The 24,394-nt window shown below is 39.8% G+C and carries 25 protein-coding genes and 1 riboswitch; of the genes, 21 read left to right on the forward strand and 4 right to left on the reverse strand.

Annotated elements, in window-relative coordinates; genetic code table 11:
• Position 1 precedes the first annotated feature (1 nt).
• Complete coding sequence (locus tag MKY51_RS06970; RefSeq protein WP_339176127.1) at positions 2 to 865, reverse strand: helix-turn-helix transcriptional regulator; 864 nt, start codon at positions 863 to 865, stop codon at positions 2 to 4.
• A 210-nt stretch (positions 866 to 1,075) separates the two neighbouring features.
• On the opposite strand from MKY51_RS06970, the gene MKY51_RS06975 reads away from it, so the two are divergent.
• From MKY51_RS06975 to MKY51_RS06985, 3 genes are all read left to right on the forward strand, one after another.
• The gene (locus tag MKY51_RS06975; RefSeq protein WP_339176128.1) at positions 1,076 to 1,393 is read left to right on the forward strand and encodes a hypothetical protein; all 318 of its coding nucleotides are present in this window, start codon (positions 1,076 to 1,078) and stop codon (positions 1,391 to 1,393) included.
• Positions 1,394 to 1,515: 122 nt separating this feature from the next.
• Complete coding sequence (locus tag MKY51_RS06980) at positions 1,516 to 3,999, forward strand: hypothetical protein (protein WP_339176130.1); 2,484 nt, start codon at positions 1,516 to 1,518, stop codon at positions 3,997 to 3,999.
• A complete protein-coding gene (locus MKY51_RS06985) occupies positions 3,999 to 4,865 on the forward strand; it encodes an ABC transporter ATP-binding protein (RefSeq protein ID WP_339176131.1) in 867 nt (288 codons plus the stop codon). Before MKY51_RS06980 ends, MKY51_RS06985 begins: the two co-directional genes overlap by 1 nt.
• Positions 4,866 to 4,925: 60 nt before the next feature.
• Here MKY51_RS06985 and MKY51_RS06990 read toward each other — a convergent pair whose 3' ends face one another.
• Positions 4,926 to 5,489: a DUF4256 domain-containing protein gene (locus MKY51_RS06990; protein ID WP_339176132.1), complete on the reverse strand. Its 564-nt coding sequence runs from the start codon at positions 5,487 to 5,489 to the stop codon at positions 4,926 to 4,928.
• 337 nt (positions 5,490 to 5,826) lie between these two features.
• On the opposite strand from MKY51_RS06990, the gene MKY51_RS06995 reads away from it, so the two are divergent.
• Together MKY51_RS06995 and MKY51_RS07000 are read left to right on the forward strand one after the other, a co-directional pair.
• Entirely contained in the window at positions 5,827 to 6,027 is a 201-nt protein-coding gene (locus MKY51_RS06995) for a cold-shock protein (protein ID WP_008406560.1), read from the forward strand.
• 143 nt (positions 6,028 to 6,170) lie between these two features.
• Positions 6,171 to 7,208, forward strand: coding sequence for a DUF1835 domain-containing protein (locus MKY51_RS07000; RefSeq protein ID WP_339176134.1), 1,038 nt, complete (start codon positions 6,171 to 6,173; stop codon positions 7,206 to 7,208).
• A gap of 453 nt (positions 7,209 to 7,661) precedes the next feature.
• Here MKY51_RS07000 and MKY51_RS07005 read toward each other — a convergent pair whose 3' ends face one another.
• Together MKY51_RS07005 and MKY51_RS07010 are read right to left on the reverse strand one after the other, a co-directional pair.
• Positions 7,662 to 8,969 (reverse strand): serine hydrolase, encoded by a 1,308-nt coding sequence (locus MKY51_RS07005; RefSeq protein WP_339176136.1) that lies wholly within the window; start codon positions 8,967 to 8,969, stop codon positions 7,662 to 7,664.
• Between the two features lie 210 nt (positions 8,970 to 9,179).
• On the reverse strand, positions 9,180 to 9,389 hold the full coding sequence (locus MKY51_RS07010) for an alpha/beta-type small acid-soluble spore protein (protein WP_339176137.1): 210 nt from the start codon (positions 9,387 to 9,389) through the stop codon (positions 9,180 to 9,182).
• Positions 9,390 to 9,643: 254 nt separating this feature from the next.
• On the opposite strand from MKY51_RS07010, the gene MKY51_RS07015 reads away from it, so the two are divergent.
• The 16 genes from MKY51_RS07015 to MKY51_RS07090 all read left to right on the forward strand — a co-directional run bounded on the left by MKY51_RS07015 (position 9,644) and on the right by MKY51_RS07090 (position 24,389).
• Complete coding sequence (locus tag MKY51_RS07015; protein ID WP_339176138.1) at positions 9,644 to 10,411, forward strand: class I SAM-dependent methyltransferase; 768 nt, start codon at positions 9,644 to 9,646, stop codon at positions 10,409 to 10,411.
• Positions 10,412 to 10,423: 12 nt separating this feature from the next.
• Entirely contained in the window at positions 10,424 to 11,284 is an 861-nt protein-coding gene (locus tag MKY51_RS07020; RefSeq protein WP_339176140.1) for a GNAT family N-acetyltransferase, read from the forward strand.
• Complete coding sequence (locus MKY51_RS07025; RefSeq protein ID WP_339176141.1) at positions 11,238 to 11,630, forward strand: thioesterase family protein; 393 nt, start codon at positions 11,238 to 11,240, stop codon at positions 11,628 to 11,630. The genes MKY51_RS07020 and MKY51_RS07025 overlap by 47 nt, the downstream gene beginning before the upstream one ends.
• Positions 11,631 to 11,703: 73 nt before the next feature.
• Positions 11,704 to 12,588, forward strand: coding sequence for a S16 family serine protease (locus MKY51_RS07030; RefSeq protein ID WP_339176142.1), 885 nt, complete (start codon positions 11,704 to 11,706; stop codon positions 12,586 to 12,588).
• Between the two features lie 176 nt (positions 12,589 to 12,764).
• Positions 12,765 to 12,952: riboswitch (cobalamin riboswitch) on the forward strand.
• Positions 12,953 to 13,093: 141 nt separating this feature from the next.
• The gene (cobJ, locus tag MKY51_RS07035; RefSeq protein ID WP_339176144.1) at positions 13,094 to 14,758 is read left to right on the forward strand and encodes a precorrin-3B C(17)-methyltransferase; all 1,665 of its coding nucleotides are present in this window, start codon (positions 13,094 to 13,096) and stop codon (positions 14,756 to 14,758) included.
• Positions 14,759 to 14,766: 8 nt separating this feature from the next.
• Complete coding sequence (gene cobK / locus MKY51_RS07040) at positions 14,767 to 15,525, forward strand: precorrin-6A reductase (protein WP_176142126.1); 759 nt, start codon at positions 14,767 to 14,769, stop codon at positions 15,523 to 15,525.
• Between the two features lie 2 nt (positions 15,526 to 15,527).
• The gene (locus MKY51_RS07045; RefSeq protein WP_079526266.1) at positions 15,528 to 16,202 is read left to right on the forward strand and encodes a precorrin-8X methylmutase; all 675 of its coding nucleotides are present in this window, start codon (positions 15,528 to 15,530) and stop codon (positions 16,200 to 16,202) included.
• Complete coding sequence (locus tag MKY51_RS07050) at positions 16,177 to 17,313, forward strand: cobalt-precorrin-5B (C(1))-methyltransferase (protein ID WP_079528736.1); 1,137 nt, start codon at positions 16,177 to 16,179, stop codon at positions 17,311 to 17,313. The genes MKY51_RS07045 and MKY51_RS07050 overlap by 26 nt, the downstream gene beginning before the upstream one ends.
• The gene (cbiE, locus tag MKY51_RS07055) at positions 17,288 to 18,484 is read left to right on the forward strand and encodes a precorrin-6y C5,15-methyltransferase (decarboxylating) subunit CbiE (RefSeq protein WP_339176587.1); all 1,197 of its coding nucleotides are present in this window, start codon (positions 17,288 to 17,290) and stop codon (positions 18,482 to 18,484) included. Before MKY51_RS07050 ends, cbiE begins: the two co-directional genes overlap by 26 nt.
• On the forward strand, positions 18,481 to 19,185 hold the full coding sequence (cobI, locus tag MKY51_RS07060) for a precorrin-2 C(20)-methyltransferase (RefSeq protein WP_339176145.1): 705 nt from the start codon (positions 18,481 to 18,483) through the stop codon (positions 19,183 to 19,185). The genes cbiE and cobI overlap by 4 nt, the downstream gene beginning before the upstream one ends.
• Positions 19,185 to 19,967, forward strand: a complete 783-nt coding sequence (cobM, locus tag MKY51_RS07065; protein ID WP_339176147.1) for a precorrin-4 C(11)-methyltransferase — start codon at positions 19,185 to 19,187, stop codon at positions 19,965 to 19,967. The genes cobI and cobM overlap by 1 nt, the downstream gene beginning before the upstream one ends.
• Positions 19,960 to 21,099, forward strand: coding sequence for a cobalamin biosynthesis protein (locus tag MKY51_RS07070; RefSeq protein WP_339176149.1), 1,140 nt, complete (start codon positions 19,960 to 19,962; stop codon positions 21,097 to 21,099). The genes cobM and MKY51_RS07070 overlap by 8 nt, the downstream gene beginning before the upstream one ends.
• Positions 21,096 to 22,454, forward strand: a complete 1,359-nt coding sequence (locus MKY51_RS07075) for a cobyrinate a,c-diamide synthase (protein ID WP_339176150.1) — start codon at positions 21,096 to 21,098, stop codon at positions 22,452 to 22,454. The genes MKY51_RS07070 and MKY51_RS07075 overlap by 4 nt, the downstream gene beginning before the upstream one ends.
• A complete protein-coding gene (locus MKY51_RS07080) occupies positions 22,451 to 23,083 on the forward strand; it encodes an NAD(P)-dependent oxidoreductase (protein WP_079526280.1) in 633 nt (210 codons plus the stop codon). The genes MKY51_RS07075 and MKY51_RS07080 overlap by 4 nt, the downstream gene beginning before the upstream one ends.
• On the forward strand, positions 23,080 to 23,841 hold the full coding sequence (gene cobA, locus MKY51_RS07085) for a uroporphyrinogen-III C-methyltransferase (RefSeq protein ID WP_339176151.1): 762 nt from the start codon (positions 23,080 to 23,082) through the stop codon (positions 23,839 to 23,841). Before MKY51_RS07080 ends, cobA begins: the two co-directional genes overlap by 4 nt.
• A complete protein-coding gene (locus MKY51_RS07090) occupies positions 23,835 to 24,389 on the forward strand; it encodes a nitroreductase (RefSeq protein ID WP_079526284.1) in 555 nt (184 codons plus the stop codon). The genes cobA and MKY51_RS07090 overlap by 7 nt, the downstream gene beginning before the upstream one ends.
• The last annotated feature ends 5 nt before the right edge of the window (positions 24,390 to 24,394 follow it).

Below are 24,394 nucleotides of genomic sequence, written 5' to 3' on the forward strand. Positions count from 1 at the left end.
ATTATTTAACGATTAAATTATTTTTAATTTCCTTCTCCAGCATTTTAACTAGTTCTGCCTGTTCTAAATGCTGCAGTAGTGTTAACCCTTTTTCGATAAAACCTTCATCCGTTCCATTCAAATTATTCAGGCACACGCCTTTTCTTACATAACAGATCGACAAGTTAATAAAAAGCTGCTCCGATTTACATTTCCCGATGGCATCATTCAAAAGGTGTAGCGCGGTTTCAAAGTCTTTTCCTTTTATATTGATAAGCGACAAATTGATCAGAAAGTTTATTTTTAACTTATTAATATTTTGAAATCCGTTGTACTTGTCGATATGGCGAAAAGCAAATTCTTTTATTTCGGTTGCAGTAGAAATCGGAAATACAAATAAAATGGCATTCAGTATATAAATATCAGCTAAGTACAGTGTATTTCGTTGAGAGAGGTCATCCCAAATGGGTGATAGTGTTTTAGAAGCCAGTACAAAATCACTGGATCTTGCTAAAACGAGCATGCCTTCCATTACCGTTTGAATATTCATGATTAAATTGTCATTCGGATTTAGCTGTAAATAGGCAGCGCATTCTTCAATCATTTGAAGCAGAGCGTTTTCGGAATTATAGGTTTGATTGTAGAACTTTTTCATAATTCTTTGGCGGTCATGCATTTCATAATTGTTGCTTATGTATTCAAACTCTTCATAGGACATTTCAAGCCGTCCCAAAAATTCCTTCAAAATCGAAAACTTAATTTCTCTGTTTTCCCCTTTTTCAAATTTTGAGTAATTGCCCTGTGAGCATATTTTTTCGCTGACATATTGTTGGGAATAGCCTTTACCTACCCTGATTTCTTTTATGACATGCCCGTAATTATTCATTTCATCACCTAAATTATTCTTTTAGGCATATTATACACTTTTCGTCGGATAGTTTGTAAAATTAATACAAAGGAGGGGGAGAAATGGTAGATTTATTACTCACAACATTGGAACTGTGGATTATTGGAACTGGTGGAGGATAAGTGAAGGATGTAGAAGATTCATCTATTGTAATCAGGTTTTGGAATAGGAACAGAGGAGGAATCAATGATGAAAAAATTTAAATTGGTAAGTTTAAGTTTAGTAGCAGCAATTTCTTTAAGTGTATCCGTGAATATTTCAAGTATCCAAGCAGCTGAAAGTTTGAAGCCTGAAGTTTCTGTAGCGTCCGATACACTTTGGTATTCAAAAGAAGTGCCATATACAACGACACAATCGATGTGGGTAACGGTTACTCAAAACGGTAAAACGTATTCTGGTTATTTGTATAATCGTGGCTACGCTGTAGGGAAGCCGGGCTATTCCTTCTTCTCAGGCACGCTGAAAACAGGACCATATGCACCGCTTAGTAACGCAGACGAGGAGTAATTGCTAGTCTGAATCTGATCATTTCAAATCCTCTTTGAAAAGGACAAGCAACCGCTTTATGGCAGTTCTGTTCAAAGAGGAATTTATATTTTCAGCAAACTAAAGGGGAAGGAGGGAGAATGATGAATGAAGTAATTCGTTTTCTCATGAAGGGCTTGCTGAAAAGCAAATATATTTTTATTTTACCTGTGGCAATTATTGTACTTGTCGGATCGATGCTCATAATGAATAGTATACAATCTGGTGCTACCAAGCAGGAACTGCAGGAAACATTCAACAACCGGAAAGATACCGTACATTTATTGATTACAAGTACATTAACGAAAGAACGTGTAATAGGTCTTACTCCTGAAGAACAGCAATCATCGGAAAGTCTTCTATTGAAAGAGCAATATATAAACGATATTTTAAAGAAATTAGACGAGAACGATCTACAGATTGCTGAGCAGCAGCTGGCCTTTTTAAACGAATATGAAAATTACATAGCATTTAAAGCAATCCCTTATCTTGGAGAACATTCAGTCGCAGTAGAAAAGGAGAAAGCTGAAGCGCTCATTGATCATCAGTTGGCCTATACAGAACAAAATACGCCATATAAAACGGCCTTATTTACAAAACAATTATTCCAAATTCTATTCAGCCCCGTTACGGCCTTTCTTCTTTTATTAGTTTTTAGCTATAAATATATGTTCGACCGAGAAAATCGTACTTTCGATTTCTTTAAAATGAATTCATTGTCCAGTACGGCCATTTATTTTGGCTATTTGATGCCATTATTACTTGTCGAGTTGTGTTACATCGTCATCGGATACGTTTTGTCTTTCCTGCCGCCGTTATTATCAGGGAATCTCAACACAATTTACTATCCCGTTGAAGTGACGGTCAATTCTGAAGTTGTATTAATTCCAATATGGAAATGGCTAGTATTCATCCCGATAGGTTGGGGAATATTCAGCACGATATTATTACTGCTGTTTACTTGCCTGATTAAACAGCAAGCGAAATTAGGTTTGTTGTTCTCTCTAATTAGTTTGCCGGTGTTAATCAGCTATATCGTTTCTTTAAAGACTGGCTTTCTTATGTATAACCCGATTCACCTGATTGTTTCGTATGAACAGCTATTACTGAATTCGAATCGTTTAGTCTTTTATCTAATCATTATGTTCTTGCTGGTTATGGTGTGTACTGGTCTTACTTATGCTGTTATTAATATGAAGAGTGTCAGTTTGGGAGTTCCAGAATATACAGCATCGAAAAAACAGTATCGTCCAAATAGGAAATTCAAATTACTACAGTTTGAGCATATGAAAAAGAAACGGAAAGGGCATATTCTTTTAACCGTTCTTCTGCTATTCGGAATAATTGGCGGTACGGTCATTGTAGTGAATGAGCAGTATCGAACATTTCCTGACAAAGCACTGAAAATAATCGAGAGCTCGCAAAATACGAATATCCAAGATCAAACACACTGGAAGCTGGTCGCGGATGAATTTGAAATGGAGCAGGAGTTACAGCAACGGATGGCTGAGGAGACGGGTGAAGAGCTGGAAATGATTGATCAAAATCCTTATCAGGCAATGATTAAACAATTAGAAATGCGGTTTGAAGCGCTTGAACATTTAAAGGCGGATATTAACTCTCCAATATTTGCCGAGACATTTCGGGATGTGATGAACTCATTTGAACCGGGATCTTATAAAGAAAGCGATAATACGCTTTGGACCATGACCGACATGGCATCGGAAGAGCAGGAAATAGTTCTGGATGAAAAAAGGATAACCCCGTGGCCGCTTGGACATAAATGGGTATCGAAATTTGATGACCCGAGTCAGGCTTTGGACCAAGAACATTATGAACGTTTGAAACTGTTCCAGGAACAAAATACAAAATACGGAGACAGCAGTTCGTTTGCAATGTATCGGTTTTTGGATTGGAACTTGATGTTGGTCGTCCTGTTTTTGTTTGTATTCATATTATGGACTACGATGGCCGATGAATATAGACCGACCTTGTCGATGAACTTTTTAGCAACAAAACCGATTCGATTTTCTTCTATCTATATAATGAAGTGGATTTACAATTTAACGGTTGCCTGTAGTTTATTGCTCATTACGGGAACGATTGTTTTTCTGATTGCTACGCTAATAGGTGGTGCAGGTGACTGGGATTATCCGATATTGATTTATGCAACAGAACGACTGGAGGATTCCTTTATCTTTTCAACTGCGAACAATGCCTATTTCTATTTTGACAGTTTGTCATCGTTGCTTTTCAAAAGTGGCGTGCTTGTATTTTTACAACTCTTCTTCTTAAATAGTTTGTTCAGCTTTATCGGGAAATTGATGAAAAATCATTATGCCGCGATTATTGTTACATCCATACTTGTCATTACCGGGTACTTTGCAGGGAACCATTACATTGAACTAACAAGTAGCATGTATAATCCGTTTGTATATTTTGATACATGGAATATTGTAGATGGCTGGAAATCGATTGAGGCAAACAACGGGAAAGTGAACTTCCTGACGGGTACGGGCATTTTACTGATCGGTGGAATCCTATTACTCGGGCTGGGGCTTTTATTTAAAAGGAAGGTGACTTCATAATGGTATTGCAGGTGAACGATCTTGAAATGGAATATAAAAATAGAAGGGTACTGGATAATATTACGTTTTCAATCGGTACTGGTGAAATAATTGGAATCGTTGGACCCAATGGGGCAGGGAAATCTTCGTTAATGCGCGCGGTATTAGGATTGGAAAAGATTAATAAAGGCACTGTTCACATAAACAATATTGCGAACAATAATCCTGAGTTTTTTAAACATATTTCCTTTTTACCAAGTGACAATTACTTGTACATGCAGTTAACCGGCTATGATCATCTGTCATTTGTGGCGAATATTTACCATATTCCGCAACAAGAAATAGATGACGTCATTGAGTTGATCGGCATCCGCTCCTACGTGCATCAGCCCGTCAAATCTTATTCGTACGGGATGCGCCAGCATTTGCTCATTGCGTTAAGTATATTGACGAAGCCGCTCATTATTTTAATGGATGAACCATTTAATGGACTGGACCCAACGAGCATTATTGAATTAAAACAATTGATTCAAGTACTGCATGCAAAAGGAATGAGCATCTTCATCTCGACGCATAACTTGGATTTACTCGAAGATTTGACGGATACGTTCTGGTTTATTAAAGAAGGAAAGCTTTATAAAGATTCGTTGCAGTCGAGTAGGGAAGTTCAATACGAAATTAAATATTCGTATGAGAGTGATCTTTCTCAAATAATGAAAAAAGGACAACTTCCTTTCCAGATGAAAGAGAATGTACTAATTACAGATGCGGCATTTGCGATTGAAACCTATCTTCAATGGCTATTGAAAAATGGTGTGCAAATCCATGCGGTGAATCCGATTAACCGGAACTTGGAAGAACTGTACCGGGATTTTTATGGTCTATAATAGAAACAAGCCGTTGTCAGAATGTATGACAACGGCTTGTTTTAAGTTTAAATCATACAGCTATACAGTAAGAGAACCTCTAAATCCTCGTGCCGCGTAGTATGAGTCGGCCCCGTTATGGTACATAAAAATAGTTTCATATCGACGGTCGCAGAAAATCGCTCCGCCCAGTTTACGAATATCCGGTGGTGTCAGAACCCAACTGGATGTTTTTAAATCGAATTTCCCAAGCTGCTGCAAAGAGCGGTATTCGACTTCCGTTAAAATTTCAATCCCCATTGATGCGGCCATATTGATAGCGCTGTCTTCCGGTTTGTTTTTCTTACGCGCATCCAATGCTTCCTGGTCATAACAAATACTTCTGCGTCCTTTAGGGCTTTCCGGTGAGCAGTCCATAAATGTATATGTGTCTGTTTCATGGTTATAGGCAACAACATCAGGTTCTCCTTCTGTACGTTCCATTTCATTAAGAGACCACAGTTTTACCGGATTTGCTTCGAGCTTTGTCTGTACATTTTCCCAATCGATATTCGGATGACGCTCCATATGCTGTAAAAAGCGATCTTTCAATGTTGTGAGAAGCTGTTCTTGCTGTTCGTTAGTTAGTACTTTTTTAGCTGCCATAATAGTGAACACCTCGTTAAGTAGTTGATGCCTCTAATGATACTGTAATTTTGAGAATAATGTCTAGTAATGGTCCACATTCATAATAATATATCTATTTCCAAACATAGATTGCACAAGAATAAATTTGGCAAAGTAATGAATTGTTTCATATGCATAGACAAATGAATTAATATGGTATATACTAAGGTTAATAAGAAATGTTACAAGCACAACAATAAATTCACCTATTACAATATGTATTCGTGTTTTATTTAGTACTTATTGTAATATGTGAATTTTTTTCTTTATGAGGAATTGTGATCTTATTAAATTTAATTAAATGGAGGTCATTTAAATGACACAAGGTACAGTAAAATGGTTTAACGCAGAAAAAGGTTTTGGATTTATCGAAGTTGAAGGCGGAAACGACGTATTCGCTCACTTCTCAGCAATCCAAGGCGAAGGTTTCAAATCTTTAGACGAAGGTCAAAAAGTTGAATTTGAAATCGAAGACGGTCAACGTGGCCCACAAGCTACAAACATCGTAAAACTTTAATTTTAATGATGTAACCGATAAACTGCATCCCAATTATGGGGTGCATTTTTTTTGTGTCTAAAAATTAAATAGGATGACACCTTCAGGAAAGTTATACCAAAAGAGGATTTAATGGTAAAATTTAATGAAAAGGGGGTATTCATTTGTTTGATAAATTGAACGATGTAATAAATCAATTAGAAGACAAAGAAACGAAAGCCTTATTAATGCAAATTTTTTTAAGGATGCAAGTAGTCGAAGAGGAAAATGGCTATTCAGAGGAGCAATTCTATTTAGATATTAATAAAACATATAAGAATTTGGTGGAATACAAAAAGAATCAATTAAATATTGGACCTGTACAATATGTTAAGACCCATATTGTCTTTGGGGATTCGCCATCAGGCAGCCTGAAAATGGCATTTAAAAAATTAGGGATAAGTCAACAGGAAAGGGTAATTACGCTTTCCGATATATTTTCAATTGGCCCCGTTTGGAACTTACATAACATAGAAGGTATTTCGAATCGATTGAATTGGTTAAGAAACCACATCCTTATTGATGATGAGGATCTATATCATTACGAAGAACATTTTAGACAGTCGATTATCGATATTCAGCAAACGCCAAGTGATCCCCCAATTATCATTTGGGCAGGAGAAAACGCACATGAACAAACAGCTTTACGGTTTGTGCTTTATTTATTAAAAGATAAAGATATCGACATTCAAATCATTCATACAAACAAAGCGTATAAACTTTATTTTGAGAAATCCGATATCGATTTTACACCGTTAAATATGGGTGAACTTTCATCAGATCAATTAATGGAAATTTATAAAAATGAGCAAAATGGTCGGCTACTGATACAAGCGGAACGTCATATATTTGAAAGGGAATGGGAGCAGCTTTGTCAATCCACTGATGTTCTGCGAATCTGGCAAAATCAAAAGATAAAGAGTGTTCCTGAAAATTTCTATGATGATTATATTACCAATACAGTGAAGAAAATCCATCAAAATAAGCAGCAGAAAGACTTTATAAAATCAGCCAGAATTATCGGAGAAGTAATAGGTCATCTCGATCAATATATTGGCGATCAGTTTATAGAATATCGAGTTAGACGTTTAATTGTCGATGGGGTTTTTGACATGGAAGGTGTCCCGAAGGCAATGCATTCCTATAGTATAAAATTACGGTAAGGATTTTGTTAGAAGCCTGACAGGGGGGGGACATGAAAAAAATCAACCTATCACTCATTTTAAATATAGCCGCCCTTATTTTTATAATGGCGACCTTTTATTGTGGATTTGAACAATTGTTTATAACGAGACTAGTATTAATTTTCTTTGCGCTTGTCTACTTACGATTTGAAATAAAAAAGAATACATTGCTAACAATAGGTCGTTATTTATCATTTTTAGTATCATGAGCCTAATTGCGATAACGATAAGTATACTTGTAGATAATAGCTCACTCAGTAACGTAATCGATAAAAAGGATTATTTTTATACCTTTGTTTACATCTGCCCTAATCGTTATTATGTATAAAGATTTGTATACAGAAAGGGAATAGTGGGCGCGGGGAATTACTAAATGAAAAAGATGCTTCGCCAAAATAGGCAAAGCATCTTTTTTGTAGTGAAATAATAAACTTAGTTCAACAGCGCTTCACGTACCTCATCACGAAAATCTGCATCATTCAAAAGCATTCTTTCAAATGAATTTCGATTGTTGCTTAACAGGAAACGTTCATGAAATTTCAGGTCATTCAGTAAAATGACCATTTCGTACTGGTCTCCTTTAAGGTTTTCAACATACATCGCGTTGTTTAAGACGAACAGTGTAGAGCCGCCTTTTGAGCCAATATGTGTATATTTCTTATAATTTTCTTCATTTAATTGCATCGGCCACTCCATTACATCCCGAATTGTTTCAGCTGCAATTGGTGGCAGCTCGTCATTGGAAATAAGTGCGAGCAGTTTCCCGTAATCACTTGCAGAAGCGCCAACTAACCGATCCGACCAAACTCTTTGTACGGCAGGAGATGCGTCGAACTTTTCTTCACTTACATTAATTTCGCCTGCTTTTATTTGCAGGCTGATCGATTGGGCTAATTTACGATACTCTTCCATTGATAAATTTTGGAGTGCCTTGATTAATTCCTTTTCAGACATCCCATCTTTTTGAATAAAATCAGGGATTAAGAGTGCACTGCCAATTGGATAAACATCCTCGTGCTGTGTTAAGCCTAACTCTTTTTTTCTTTGATTGATCGCATCCACCCCGAGCAGATTAATTAAATAATCTGTATTGGCATTGGAGCTATACGTGATCATCCCTTTTGCAACTTCATGCAAAGTGACTTCATTATTTTGGATGCCTCCATCTTGTTTTAAAGCTTCTAACCATGCTTCATGACCGCCCCCATCCGTATTTTTAAAATAGTAACGGTTCAATTCATTCAATGATATTTTCCGGTCTTTTTGAAGTTTATCTTCATCAACCTGCATGGCATATTCAACTGCAATAAGGATTTTTACTGTACTTGCCAATGGCCGTATAACAGTTGACTGATAGGTAATGAGAGGTTCGCCGTTTTCAGCAAAATAAAAAGAGCTGGATTCCGGATTTTCTTTTAAATGTTGGATAATATAATTGGGGTTATCTCTAAGTAGAGCATATGCTGCAATTCCTGTAATTAAAATAATGACTCCGCAAATGGTTAATCGCTTTTTTGTATAAGTTTTTCGTTCCGTCAAGATCATAGCCAGAATACCAAGTAGGAAAGCAATGAGGAAATTTATATTGAAAACTAAAACGGCAATAATAATTCCAACTATTATCGCGACCGTCACAATCGCTTTCTGAACTTCTTCACGTGTTCTATGTTTCTTATCCAATAAGGGGATTAAAGTGAAGAAAATAATTCCACCTAAACCAATCCAACCATAAATATTCATAAATGACCTTTCCTCCTTTGTAAACCACAGCTAAACGTATCCAATTCCTAAAGTAAAGGAAATATTTCCTTAAATTGTTATTACTGTCTTGTACGGAGGGAAGCAGTAAAAAGTTTCATTTAATTTTGGTTTGTCTTTGTATGTAATCTTGATGAAGAGCCAAAATGAAAAGAAAACGCTACAAATTATGTAGCGCTTCCTTCTCATTAATTATTGTTGATTTGAATTTCCGCGTAATTGCTGCTCTGCCATTTGAACTAGGCGTTTCGTAATTTCGCCACCTACAGAGCCGTTAGCACGAGCTGATGCATCTGGTCCTAATTGAACACCAAACTCTTGTGCAATTTCGTACTTCATTTGGTCAACTGCTTGTTGTGCACCAGGTACACGTAATTTGTTTGAGCTGTTGTTGTTTGCCATTTGTTATCGCCTCCTTCTGACATTAGAATGTGCCGAGAAAAGAGTTTCATACCATATGAGGAATAGGTAATTTACACTTCAATTGGGAACATTTATAAACTTTGTAAACTCAATATATATCCATTCGTAGATGTTGAAACGCACCCTATCGAAAACAAATTAGAAAAATTGTCGGATTGTAACATCTGGAATAAAGTGGTTTAATTGGGACATCTAGTATAGATTTATCGTCATAAATATCGTTGCGGAAAGGGATGACTTTTTTGAATTCAATTATCGAAAACAACAAAAAAAGCTGGGAGATTGTAGCGAAGCATTTTGCGGGAGGAGATGCATTGCCAAGCTATGGACCTTTAGCCCAAACAGAAGAGGAACTGAATTTAATCGGACAGATTGCCGGGAAAGCGGTCTTGGAAGTTGGATTTGGAAGCGGCCATTCTCTTTTATATATGAACAATAATGGTGCAAAGGAACTTTGGGGTGTCGATTTTTCGGAGGCACAAAGAGCACTTGCGCAGAAAACGTTACAAGGCATCGAGGCCAATTTATTTACGGCTCCAATGGAAAAAGAGATCGGTTTACCGAAAAATTATTTTGATTTAGTGTATTCCATTTATGCGATTGGCTGGTCAAGTGATCTTTCGGCAACATTCAAGTTAATTCACAGCTACTTAAAAGAAGGCGGCGAGTTCGTTTTCAGTTGGGAACATCCTTTTTACAATCAAATCAAATGCCGTGATCATCAGTTTATTTTAACGGATTCCTATCAGCGGGAAGGTTATATTGAAACAACGTCATTTAAAGGGGAAGATGCGCCAATGCAAATACCGAAATATAAAATGGCGACATTTATAAATGCCCTTATAAAAGCAGACTTTGAACTTGTAGAAATTATTGAAAGTGATACGCCATCTCATTTAAAAGGTGAAGAAATTCCGTATTCCGAAAAATATTATTCTCTACATAAAGCAAGCCACTTTCCAACAACTTTTATCGTAAAAGCGCGTAAACGTACTTTATAGGAGGCAAGCAAAATGATTCGAAAATTAACAAACGAAGACTTGGAAATTACAATGGCACTTGTACATAAAAAACCAGCAGAAAATTTATTTATCATCGGTGATATTGAAGCGTATGGCATGGAATCCGATATCCAGGATTTATGGGGACAATTTGACGGTGATCGGCTGATTGCTATCTTACTGCGCTATGATCAGAACTACATCCCGTATAGTGAAGTGAATTATGATGTCGAAGGATTTGCCAAAATAATCAGCGGAAATCCAGGGCGCATTGAAATATCGGGACTCCAGCACTTAGTCACGCCATTAAAAAAATGGATTGACCGCGATATTCGTCGGGACAGTGAAACGTATTATGCAAAATGTACAGAATTGACTGTTCCGACTGCTGAATTGGATTTTTCAAATGTGACGTATTTACAGCCTAGTGAGTATGAAGAAAATATTGAAATGCTCCAATCGATTCCGGAATTTTCTACGGGGACATTCAGTGTTGAAGGAAGAGAACGCGCGGAAAAGTTTAAAACAGGGCGCACTTATATTATTCGTGATGAACAAGGTGTAATGGTGTCTTCCGCATCAACAACAGCGGAAAATTCACAGTCCGCGATGATTGTAGGTGTTGGAACTAGACCAGGGTATGGAAAAAAAGGATATGCGACACATTGCATGTTAAAGCTTTGCCAAGACCTGCTCGCTGAAGGTAAGTCAATTTGTCTGTTTTATGATAACCCGGCAGCAGGACGAATTTATAAGCGGATCGGATTTGAAGACATCGGATTTTGGACAATGGTCCGTTATGAAGAAAATAAGGGGGTTAAACGTTATGCGGAAATTAGTAGCAGAGCAACCGATTCAAATAAACGCCTATGATATTGATGCGATGGGCATTGTCAGTAATATTGTGTACGTCAGATGGTTTGAAGATTTACGCATGGCTTTTTTAAATGAACATTATCCGTTGGCGGATATGATGAAAATGCAAATTTCTCCGATTTTGATGAAAACGGAGGTTGAATACAAAGCACCTTTAACAATATTCGATCAACCGGTCGGACGGTGCTGGATGGTTAAAATAGGGCAATCAAGTTGGGAAATGGAGTTGGAAATTGCAACGGAGAAGCAAACACATTGTACCGGAAAGCAATCAGGCTGCTTTTTCAATTTGGGAAAGAAAAAAGTTGCGAAAATTCCTGAGCCACTAAAAGAACTTTTTTGAAGTGGAGCAATGAAAAGGGAGCTATTGGATTGTTTTTGGGAGTACAACTGCAGTTTAGCAAGGAGCTGAAAAATTGAAACGCATTTCTTTAATAGTACTGCCATTCGTTTTATACATATCAGGTTTGCTCGCTTATTATTTTGATAAGATTAACGGTTATCTATTTATTATTTTAATTATAGTCGGCTTAGGTATTTCGATTTCCGGTTTTTTTCTTTACCGGAACGAAAAGAAGTTGAAAGCTGCTTTTTTAGGGATATTTTATATACTATCTCTATTAACTATATTTGAAAGCCGACTGATCGATTATGAAAAGTATACTTATTTCCTTGTCTCATATAACGAGCCTTTTGAAATAGTGGAAGATTCAGGTGTTAATGTACTGGCAGTGGATGTTTTTGAGGCCCCATATATAACAGATTTGGGATATTTAATTCATACTATAGAATCTTCAACGAATAAAAAAGTTTTGGATGCGGAAGTTGTCACGAATGAAATCCGGTACCGTTCGAAAAACGTAGAATTACTAAGTTATGTACGTCCCGCGGAGAAACATTTTGAAACGATGAAGGAAAACGTCATTGCTTATTTACCAGAAAACTCTTCTGCTATTAATCAATTTTTAGAAAGAGAAGATATAGAAGGTGACAGTGCAGGACTTGCCACTGTGTTAAGCGCCCTTATTGAAAAAGGTGAAGTCAACAATAATGTTCCGGTTGCCGTAACAGGAGCGATTGATAGTAAAGGAAATGTGAAGGAAATAGGTTCGATAAAAGCGAAAACTTTGATTGCTGAACAAAGCGGTTTTTCTCATATTCTTTTACCTGTGGAAAATGAAGAAGAGGCGAAGAAAGTAAAAAATGATGAACAGCTTAATATTAACATTATTGCGGTGGCATCTATTGAAAATGCCGTAGCAAATGTCAAAAAGCTAAATGAACGAGAGACAGGTAAATGATAAAGCGAATAATTGAAATTAAACAATCTTTGATTAGTTAGATAGTAAATTTATGTACAAAACACCTAATAGACGAATAATAAATACTTCATTTATGCAAAAAAAGCTTGCTGAGATAATTATTACCCTATCATTTTTTAAAAGACTATGTTATTTTTATTTTTATAATAATTTAATAATTTGCAATTTAAATAAGTGCTTACAGAATTTTGTAAGGTAAAAGGGAAATTAGTGAAAGACTAATGCAGCCCCCGCTACTGTAATAGCTGATGAAATCACAATAAATCACTGTCGTAATGATGGGAAGATGTGAAAGTAAAACGAAGCTTAAGCCAGGAAACCTGCTTATTTAAACGATACTTACTTTTCGGAGGGAAAAGTATAGGCGAAACAAGTAATTGTTTTTGTGTTTTTATATACTTTTTAAGTATTAATTTCACATGCCCGTACCTCTTTCTGACGAGAGGTACGGGCATTTTTTATTTATTAAATGGAGGGTGTTAACATGCAAAAAGGAAAAATCTTTGTTGTAGGGTTTGGTCCTGGAGATCGGGAGCATATAACAAAACGCGCAGTCGATGCTCTACAGCAAAGTGACCATATTATGGGCTATAAGACGTATGTGGAACTGATCGAGCATTTAGTGACGGCGAAAACCATTGTCAGTACAGGAATGACAGAGGAAGTATCGCGTGCCCAGGAAGCTGTAAAACAGGCTGAAGCCGGTCATATAGTTGCTGTTATTTCCAGTGGGGATGCGGGTGTATACGGAATGGCAGGGCTCGTATACGAAGTATTAATCGAAAAGGGTTGGACTGCAAAAGAAGGCATTGAAGTGGAAGTAGTTCCGGGAATATCTGCGATTAACTCCTGTGCAAGTTTACTAGGCGCTCCTGTTATGCATGATTCTTGCACAATTAGTTTAAGTGACCACTTAACACCGTGGACGGTCATCGAAAAACGGATTGAGGCAGCTGCAATGGCAGACTTTGTCGTTGCGTTCTACAATCCGAAATCCGGCAGACGCACAAGACAAATTGTTGAAGCACAGCGTATTTTGCTGAAGTATCGTTCTCCTGCTACACCTGTTGGACTAGTAAAAGCTGCTTACCGGGATACACAGGATATTGTGTTAACAACATTGGCAGAGATGCTGGAACATGATATCGGAATGCTGACAACGGTCGTCGTGGGGAACTCTTCAACATTTTACTATGACAATAAAATCATTACACCGCGCGGCTATCAGCGAAAATATACATTAGGTGATGAAAAACAGCTGTTAAAACCGCACCAGCGATTGAAAAAAGAAGCGGAACCATGGGCATTGGATCAGGAAACGGGTGAATCGAAGACCGGGTATGAAAAAATTGTAGCAATCGAGAAAAAAACAGTTGAACCAGCAGCGGATATTAAAGCAAATGCATTACAGCTGGCAAATGAAGCACTAACGCTCGTACATAAAGAAACATCTGCTGTAAAAGTTGAAGAAAACCCTTTTTTAGTGCAGCAACAGGTGGAATCCATCTTTGAGTTTGCTGTATCACCGGGTGTTGCCAATAAAATGATTACACCCCATCAAATGATTACATTGGCAGAGGTTGTCGGAGAAAGAGGTACGATGGAGTATACGCCTGACCACCGTCTTGTACTGAAGGTACCGACCGATTCGCCTGAAAAACTGGTCAAAACAGTGGAACAAACAGGTTTACTCGTTCAACCGGTCGGTGACGTAGTAATCGTCAAGGCGTGTGATTTCTGTTACGGGGAAAAAGCGGAATCCATTCCATATGCCGAACAGATCATGGAAACGCTCGGTGGCATTAAAATGCCGAAAGAGCTGCACGTCGGTTTTAATGGATGTGGTATGGCATGTTATCGCGCGGTTTTTGATGATATCGGTATTGTATACCGCAAGAAAAAGTTCGATTTGTTTATCGGTTCCAAGCCAGTAGGACGAACAGCTCATGCCGCACAACCTGTTTTAGAAGGAATCGATCCGGAAAAACTGATTCCTTTACTAACAGACATTGTTGCGGACTATAAAGAACATGCGCATCCGAATGAACGTTTCTTCAAATATTTCAAACGTGTGAAGAAAATTCTGAATTTCAATTATGTCGACATGTCATGCAAAATTAAAGTGGAAGAAGCCCCTTGTGGAGATTAGGTGAACTGATGATTTTATTTCTAGCAGGAACAAGTGATGCAAGAGAGCTGGCGGTTCAGTTAATGAAAGCTGGCTATGATTTGGTAGCGACTGTTGTTACGGATTCTGCTGCTGCAAGTCTACAGGAAGCGAAAGTTCCGTATCATGTCGGCCGTTTAAATGAGCAGCAAATGAAGGAACTGATCGAAGAACGACACGTAACAACGGTTGTGGATGCAAGTCATCCGTATGCAGAAGAGGCTTCAAAAACAGCGATGGCTGCTGCAGATTTAACGGGTATTCCCTATATCCGATATGAACGTCCTCAGCAGAGCTATGTAAATCCGCTCGTGACGGAAGTGGAAACATATAAAGAAGCGGCAATTGTTGCATCCGCACATTCAGGAACAGTTATGTTGACGACAGGCAGTAAAACGCTTGCCGTTTTTACAGAGCAATTAATACAGAACGAAAATATTCGTCTCGTATGCCGGATGCTGCCAAATAAAGAGAATATGGATAAATGCGATGCACTTGGTGTGAAACAGCGCGATATTATCGCAATTCAAGGACCGTTTTCTAAAGCATTGAATAAAGCGCTTTACGAGCAATTCAGCACAACGCTCATTATTACAAAGGAAAGCGGAAAAGTGGGATCGGTCGACGAGAAGATGGAGGCGGCTTTAGAGCTTGGGATTCCCGTTATTTTAATTAAAAGACCAAAAATCCAATATGAAAATGTATGCACTTCATTCGAGAAAGTGTTTGAAAAATTAGGAGGCAAATAACAATGGCAAATATGAACTTTAATACAGAATTCGTACCACTTACAGTAGACCCGGACAAAATATATGACTACAGTTTTGCAATCATCAAAGAAGAAATGGGTGAACATTCATTTACAGATGAACAATGGCTTGTCGTTCGCCGCGTTATTCATGCTTCGGCAGACTTCGAATTGGGGCGCAGCATGATTTTTACGGATGATGCGATAGAAGCGGGCATTCAGTCAATTTTAGCTGGACGTCATGTTGTAGCTGATGTCCAGATGATTGAAAGTGGTTCAGGGCGCAAACGATTCCAAAAACATGGCGGGGATTTACATTGTTATATTGCGGATGAAGACGTGTCAATCGAAGCAAAAAAACTTGGAACAACGCGTGCCATTATTTCGATGCAAAAGGCGACGCAACTGCAGGAAGGCGGTATTTATGCAATCGGTAATGCCCCGACAGCTTTACTTGAACTGATTCGCCTGATTAAAGAAGGCCTTGCAAAGCCGGATTTAATTATTGGGATGCCGGTTGGGTTCGTTTCGGCAGCAGAATCCAAAGCGGAATTAGCGATTTTAGAAGGTATTCCGTTTATTACGAATGTAGGAAGAAAAGGTGGCAGTACTGTAACCGTCGCAGCATTAAATGCCATCTCAATCATGGCAGATGAACGAGCAAAAGAAGCGAAATAAAAAAGATCCGTCGGAAATGCGTCACGGCTATACAACAGGAGCTTGTGCAACTGCGATGACAAAGGCTGCCTTGTACGCACTTGTGACCGGAGAAGTTCCTGAACATGTAACGATTCATTTACCTGTCGGGAAGGATGCCACATTTACGGTGGCATCCTTTGCAGTAAAAGACAATGAAGTGATGTGTGAAACGATTAAGGATGCCGGGGACGATCCGGATGCAACACATAAAGCACGCATTCAAAGTACGGTTCGCTTTGTAGAAAAAAGCGGTGTCCATCTGGACGGTGGAATCGGTGTCGGTCGTGTGACAAAAGCAGGACTGCCCGTCCCTGTCGGTGAAGCGGCAATTAACCCTGTTCCACGAAAAATGCTTCATGGTGTCGTCGAAGAAGCGATTCAACTTTTCCAGATTGACAAAGGGGTCGAAGTGATTATTTCCGTTCCGGACGGTGAGGAAATTGCGAAGAAGACGTTAAATGCAAGGCTTGGTATACTGGGCGGCATTTCTATATTAGGTACGCGCGGTACGGTCGTGCCCTTTTCAAGTTCTGCCTATATGGCAAGTATCGTGCAGGCAATCAGTGTTGCAAAAGAAGCAGGCTGTGACCATCTAGTCATTACAACCGGAGGTCGCAGTGAAAAATATGCAATGAAGCAATATCCGCATTTACCGGAAGAAGCATTTATAGAGATGGGAGATTTTGTCGGATTTACATTAAAGCATATTGCTCGTAAAGAGATTCCCCAAGTATCGCTTGTCGGGATGATGGGGAAATTTTCTAAGGTAGCACAGGGTGTCATGATGGTGCATTCAAAAAGTGCACCTATCAGTTTCCCGTTTTTGGCTGAAATCGCGAAAAAAGCTGGAGCTGATACAGAAATAATCGAGCAAATATTACATGCGAATACGGCATCACAAGTAGGGGAAATCATGCAGGGGAATGACCAATTTTTTGAAGCGCTTTGTAAAAACTGCTGTTACTTTGCACTAGATCATATGAAAGCGAAATTACGTGTTTCCACATCGCTGTATGCAATGAACGGGGACATGCTGGGAAAGGCTGAGAATATTGAACAATTGGATGAAAATGATTGGTATCGGGGATAACGGTCCAGCAAGTTTACTCCCTCAATATATCGCTTGGATCAATTCAAGTGAAGTACTTGTTGGTGGTAAACGTCATCTTGACTTTTTTCCGGATTACACCGGCGAGAAGATCATGATAAAAGGTGGACTCTCACGACTCGTGGAAAAGCTGCAGGCAGAAACGAGAAACGTCGTCATTTTAGTATCAGGCGACCCGTTGTTTTACGGATTAGGAGGAGTTTTGGCGAAGAAGCTCCCATTAGAAATTTACCCATATGCAAGCTCTGTTCAATTAGCATTTACAAAAATGCAGGAAAGCTGGCAGGATGCCTATTTAACGAGTGTTCACGGGAGATCATTGAAAGGGCTTGCCCAAAAAATCGATGGCCGAAAAAAAATAGCGATATTGACAGATGAAGAAAATTCACCGAATGCAATTGCCCGCTATTTAAAAGCGTACGGCATGACCGAATACGATGCGTTTGTAGCAGAAAACTTGGAAGGTCCAACTGAACGATGTCGTCATCTTTCTTTGGATGAAATGGAGAATGCCGAATTTTCACCATTGAATGTCGTTATTTTAAAGCAGCGTGAAGCTGTAGATCGTGCGTCAATCGGTATTGATGATGACAAGTTTATTCAGCGAAAACCGGATAAAGGGCTCATAACGAAAAAGGAGATCCGTGTACTTTGTCTACAAGCGCTGCAATTAAAAGAAATAAGTATCGCGTGGGACATCGGGACATGTACAGGCTCAGTTGCCATTGAAATGGCGAAAATTGCCCGTGAAGGTCAAGTATATGCGATCGAAAAAAATGAAGCCGATTTGGAAAACTGTCTTCAAAATCAGCATATTCATCGTACGGATTTTACAGCTATTTTAGGAAAAGCACCGGAAAGGTTAGAGGAATTTCCTGATCCGGACGCCATTTTCATCGGTGGAAACGGCGGCAATATGGAGCAGTTACTGCAATTATGTGTCGATCGATTAAAGCCGAATGGCCGCATTGTGATGAACATCGCAACGATTGAAAACTTGGCAGAAGCTATGGGTCATTTTAAAAAGTTCAACTGTAATGTATCTGTACTGCAGGCACAAATATCAAAAAGTAAGCCCATTTTAAATTTAACGCGTTTTGAGCCGTTAAATCCAATTTTTATCGTAACAGCAAAGAAAGGAATGGAATTATGACAATCGGTACATTAATCGGATTAGGTGTTGGACCAGGAGATCCGGAACTTATTACAGTAAAAGCTTTTCGAATGCTGAAAGAATGCCCGGTCATTGCCTATCCGCAAAAATTGCGCGGTAGTAAATCGTATGCACAGCGAATAATCGATGTGTACGTCAATCCGGCAGAAAAGGAAATGCTTGGGCTTGTATTCCCGATGACGAAAGACGAGGATACGTTGCAGGAAGCATGGTCTAAATCCGCAGATAAAATCTATGCACATTTAAAAGAAGGTCGGGATGTCGCTTTTGTAACAGAAGGAGATCCGATGCTTTTTAGTACATATATACACTTGATGAAATTGATGAAGGAAATGCATCCCGACGTCCCGATGAAGTCGATTGCTGGAATTTCTTCGTTTAATGGAACGGCCAATCGCTTAAGCATTCCATTGGCAGACGGCGATGACCATGTAGCAATGATTCCGGCAACTTCGGATATGGCAGAGATGCGCCGTGTTATCGAGACACATGACGGGATTGTGTTCATTAAGGTAGCGAAAGTATTGGATGACATGCTCGATTTACTTAAAGAGATGAACTTACTTGAAAAAACGCATGTCGTGACAAAAGTAACCTCAGATGAAGAAATAATTTGGAATACGAATGAATTGCGTGGCGCGGAGCTCAATTACTTATCATGTATGGTGGTGCGAAAATAATGAAGAAAATTTGGATTATAGGTGCAGGTCCCGGCGATCCGGAATTAATTACTGTGAAAGGCCTTAAATTGCTTCAACAGGCCGATGTTGTCATGTATACAGATTCATTAGTTAGTGAAACTCTAGTTGCCGAAGCCCGAGCGGATGCAGAAGTGATCCGTACTGCAGGCATGCATTTACAGGAGATGGTCGATTGCATCGTAGAACGCGTCAATGCGGGGAAAATGGTAGTGCGTTTACATACGGGTGACCCGGCAATGTACGGAGCAACAATGGAGCAAGTTGCATTGTTAAAAAACCATAATATCGGCTATGAAGTAGTTCCAGGGGTGAGTTCTGTCTTTGCTGCAGCCGCAGCCGTAGGAGCCGAATTGACGGTACCTGACTTAACGCAAACTTTGATCTTAACACGAGCAGAAGGACGTACACCGGTACCCGAGCGTGAAAAACTGCAAGCGTTGGCAAGCCATCATTGCACGATTGCTATGTTTTTAAGTGCCACATTGACGAAAAAGATTACAAAAGAGCTGCAGGCTGCGGGCTGGTCGGATGATACGCCGGTTGCCGTTATTCAACGTGCTTCATGGCCGGATCAAAAAATTGTTCGTACGACAATTGCCGAACTGGATGAAGCGATGCGCACAAATGGCATTCGCAAACATGCGATGATTTTAGCCGGCTGGGCACTTGATCCGACTATCCATGAGAAAGATTACCGTTCAAAATTATACGATGCCACATTTACACATGGTTTCCGTAAAGGTGTGAAAGTCGATGATTAACTTACGTGAAGGGGAAGTACCGGAAGTTCGCGTAACAAAACCTTATGCACTTGTAGCCATTACTAAGCACGGTGTTGCGAATGCGCGAAAGTATGCGGAGAAGTTTCCGTATGTCGATGTATATTATATGAAGAAATTCGAGCAGGGCGATGAGGACGAAAAAAATATTCAGCTATTTGACGGGACGGTGCGCCTGCTGCTCCCTGCATTATTTAAAGCATATAAGTCGATGATATTGATTATTTCCCTTGGTGCAGTAGTCCGTATGATTGCCCCGATTCTAGTAGACAAAAAGAAAGATCCGGGTGTGCTCGTTGTGGACGACAAAGGACAATATGTCGTGAGTGTTCTTTCCGGTCATATCGGTGGCGCGAATGCCCTGACAAATGAGTTTGCACAAGCGATCGATGCGACTCCGATTGTAACAACAGCATCAGATGTGCAAAAAACAATCGCGGTCGATTTATTTGGTGCACGGTACGGATGGGTTTGGGATAGTGAAGAGAAATTAACGCCCGTCAGTGCTTCGGTAGTGAATGAGGAACAGGTTGCAATTGTGCAGGAAACCGGTGAAAAAAATTGGTGGCTGCATGAGACACCGATGCCCGATACGCTGAAGATTTACAGCACGACAGAAGAAGCGATAGCGGCAAAACCACATGCGACACTGCTTATTACCGATCGCATTATCGAAAAAGAGGAAGAAGTATTACTTGAAAACGGTGTCATTTACCGCCCAAAATCCATTGTATTAGGTATGGGTTGTAATCGAGGGACATCTGCCGAAGAAATTGAACAATTAATTGATGAAACGCTTTCAGAACTGAAGCTGAGCAAAAAAAGCGTCAAGGCAATCGCGACAATCGATTTAAAAAAGGATGAGCCCGGTTTCCTGCAAGTAACGGCAAGGAACAACTGGCAGTTTATTACGTATACACCGGCAGAGCTGAATGAAATGCCGCTGCAAAATCCATCTGAAACGGTCTTTAAATTTACAGGGGCATACGGAGTCAGTGAACCTGCAGCATTACGGTGTGCCAATGCGACAGATTGGCTTCTGGAAAAAAAGAAATGCGGCAATGCAACCATCTCCGTTGTACGAATTACTTTTGATGAGGAGGTAACGGAATGAATCGATTCGTATTAGCTGGAACTGGAAGTGGCGTAGGAAAAACGACATTTACAATTGGGATTATGCGTGCACTGATGAAGCGCGGCTTAACTGTTCAAGGTTTTAAATGTGGTCCGGATTATATCGATCCTACGTATCATACAGCTGTAACGAAGCGGGTTTCACGCAATATTGACAGTTATATGATGTCAGAGGATGTTGTACGCACAATTGTCTCGAGAAACAGTATGGATTCAGATGTTTCAATTATTGAAGGGGTAATGGGATTTTACGATGGGAAGTCGCCATTATCGAATGAAGGATCGGCGGCACATATTAGTGAAATTACAAACAGTCCGGTGATTTTAATTCTCAACGCAGCGAGTATGGCCCGAAGTGTCGCTGCTGTTGTAAAAGGATTCCAGCAGTTGGATGAGAATGCTCAGATCGTTGGGGTTATTGCCAATCAGTTGGGAAGTAAAGGCCACTATGAAATTATTAAAACAGCGATCGAGCATGAATGCAATGTCCCAGTTCTCGGCTATTTGCAAAAAGGTGCGGTGCCGGCATTGCCGAGCCGCCATTTAGGTTTAGTTCCGGCAATTGAACGAGGAGAGCTCGATCCATATTTCGATGAGCTTGCAGAAGCTATCGAAGCAACGGTCGATCTGGACTTATTGATACAAGTCACAAAAGCGGCCGAATTGGACCAGACTTCAAAGATTTTTGAATCACAAGATAACATGCAAGAAATTCATTTAGCGGTTGCAAAAGATGCAGCATTCAATTTTTATTACGAAGAAAATTTTGAATTACTAAAGGCTAACGGTGCAAAACTGCATTTCTTTTCGCCGCTTGACAATGAACCGGTTCCTGAACAGGCACAAGGTTTATATATTGGCGGAGGGTTCCCCGAAGAATTTGCAGACAAGCTTGCACAGAATGAACAGGCAAAAAATTCGATCAAATTAGCGATTGAAAAAGGAATACCGACACTTGCTGAGTGCGGCGGCTTCATGTATTTAACGGAAGAAATTTTCAACCGTGAAGGAAATGGCTACAAAATGCTTGGTGTCATTCCGGGGATCGTTCGTATGCAAAATAAGCTGGCGGCATTAGGCTACAGAGAAATTACCGGTGTGGAGGGGAACTTTTTAATCGGTAAACAGGAGTTTGCAAAAGGGCACGAATTCCATTATTCCGTTTATGAAGGAAATCACGAAACACCTGCGTATTTCACAAAAGGACGCTTTGGGGCGAAACAGGAAGGGTACTCACATGGAAATCTAGTGGCTGGATATACACATTTTCATTTCGCATCCAATCCGCAACTCGTGAAAAATTGGTTGGCAGCTTGTTTGGAGGTAAGCGTATGAGTTATTTTCCGTTAATGATTAATATCGATTATAAGAAAGTGGTAATTGTCGGTGGAGGCAATGTAGCCCGTCAAAAAGTGGAAGCATTATTACCTACGAATGCCCACATTACCATCGTCAGTCCGACAGTAACGGATAGGTTAAAGATTTATATAACTGAAGGCAGAGCAGTCTGGAAACAAAAACGTTTTGAACCGGCTGATTTAGACGATGCAGCTCTCATTTTTGCGGCAACTAATGACGAATCGGTAAACGATGCCGTGGAAGAAGCGACACAGCATTGGCAGTTATTAAATCGTGCAGATGCTTTAGGACGTATGGACTTTATGAACCCTGCCGTTGTCCGCAGAGGAGATTTTGTTGTCACGGTTTCGACAACCGGTGCAAGTCCGGCACTTACCAGAAAAGTAAAAAGAGACTTAGAGGGACAATACGATGAAAGTTATGCACAGTATGTTGCATTTTTAAAGGAAGCGCGTCTACTCATTCTTAAAAATTATGAAGGCGATGCCAAAAAAGCAGCGCTTGCTCAATTACTTGAACCTGAAATACTGGATTGGATTGAGCAAAAGAATGAGGAAAAATGTGCACAGTTTTTACGTCAGATTGAAGCGGGAGAAGTCAATTGAGTGGATTTGTTTATATAGTGGGTGCTGGACCGGGTGATCCGAAATTACTGACAATCCGTGCTTTAGAGTGCATTCAGGTAGCGGATGTCATTTTATATGACAGATTAGTGAACCCCGAAATTTTAAAACACGCAACACCCCACTGTGAATTAATTTATTGTGGCAAAGAACCGGGAAAGCATGGCCTGATTCAGGACGAAATTCATCGTGTGCTGGTAGAAAAAGCACAGCAGAACAAGCAGGTTGTCCGTCTAAAAGGCGGCGATCCATTCGTCTTTGGACGAGGCGCAGAAGAAGCAGCTATTCTTCGGTACGAGAAAATAGATTTTGAAATAGTCCCGGGCATTACTGCAGGAATCGCGGCACCGGCATATGCAGGCATACCTGTTACACATCGCGATTATGCGACAAGCTTTGCGATTGTAACCGGGCATGGCCGTGAGGAAAAGGGGCAGGATTTTTTAAGCTGGGCAAGTCTCGCACAAATCGATACGATTGCATTTTATATGAGTATTGGCAATATCGAACATATTACAAAAAGCCTTATTACACACGGAAAGAAACCGACAACACCTGTTGCAGTGATTGAATGGGGAACAACAAGCAATCAGCGTACAATTACAGGTCAATTAGAGACGATTTCCGAACAGATTCAGCAGCAAAAAATGCTTAACCCTTCGATGATTTTAGTCGGGGATGTCGTAGGAATGCGTGAAGAAATTGCATGGTTTAATGAAAGGATTGAGACAACATGTTAGAAGCATTAAAAAAACGACGTGCGGTTCGTCAATTTTTACCAATGGAAGTAGAGCGGGAAAAAATTGAACAATTATTGGAAGCAGCTACGTATGCACCGAATGACCGCATGCGCGAACCTTGGCGATTTTACATATTGCAGGGAGACAGTTTAAAGCGTTTTGAACAAGTAGCACTCGATTATTTACAGCAGCGCTTCCCGACAAAACCAAACTTGGTGGAAAGCTCGATGCAGGCGGTTACAAAGACACCGCTCATCATTGTCGTCACTTCTGCTGTAGTAGACGGAGATGATGGTGCGACACTGGACAATAAATTCGCTGTTAGCAGTGCGATTATGTCGATGTGGCTAATGGCTGAAGCGCTCGGTTTAGGCATGGTGTGGCGGACACGCGGCGTCGGTCTTGTACATGACACGGCTTTGCATGAATTTATCGGGGCATCGGATGCCGAACACCTTGTCGGTACGTTATGTATCGGTTATCCGGAAGAACCGGTATCTACGGAGAAAAAACGGACACCATTTGTTGAAAAAACAACTTGGGTATAAGGAGG

This window comes from Solibacillus sp. FSL R5-0691 (assembly GCF_037974225.1).
In the GTDB taxonomy this organism is placed as follows: domain Bacteria; phylum Bacillota; class Bacilli; order Bacillales_A; family Planococcaceae; genus Solibacillus.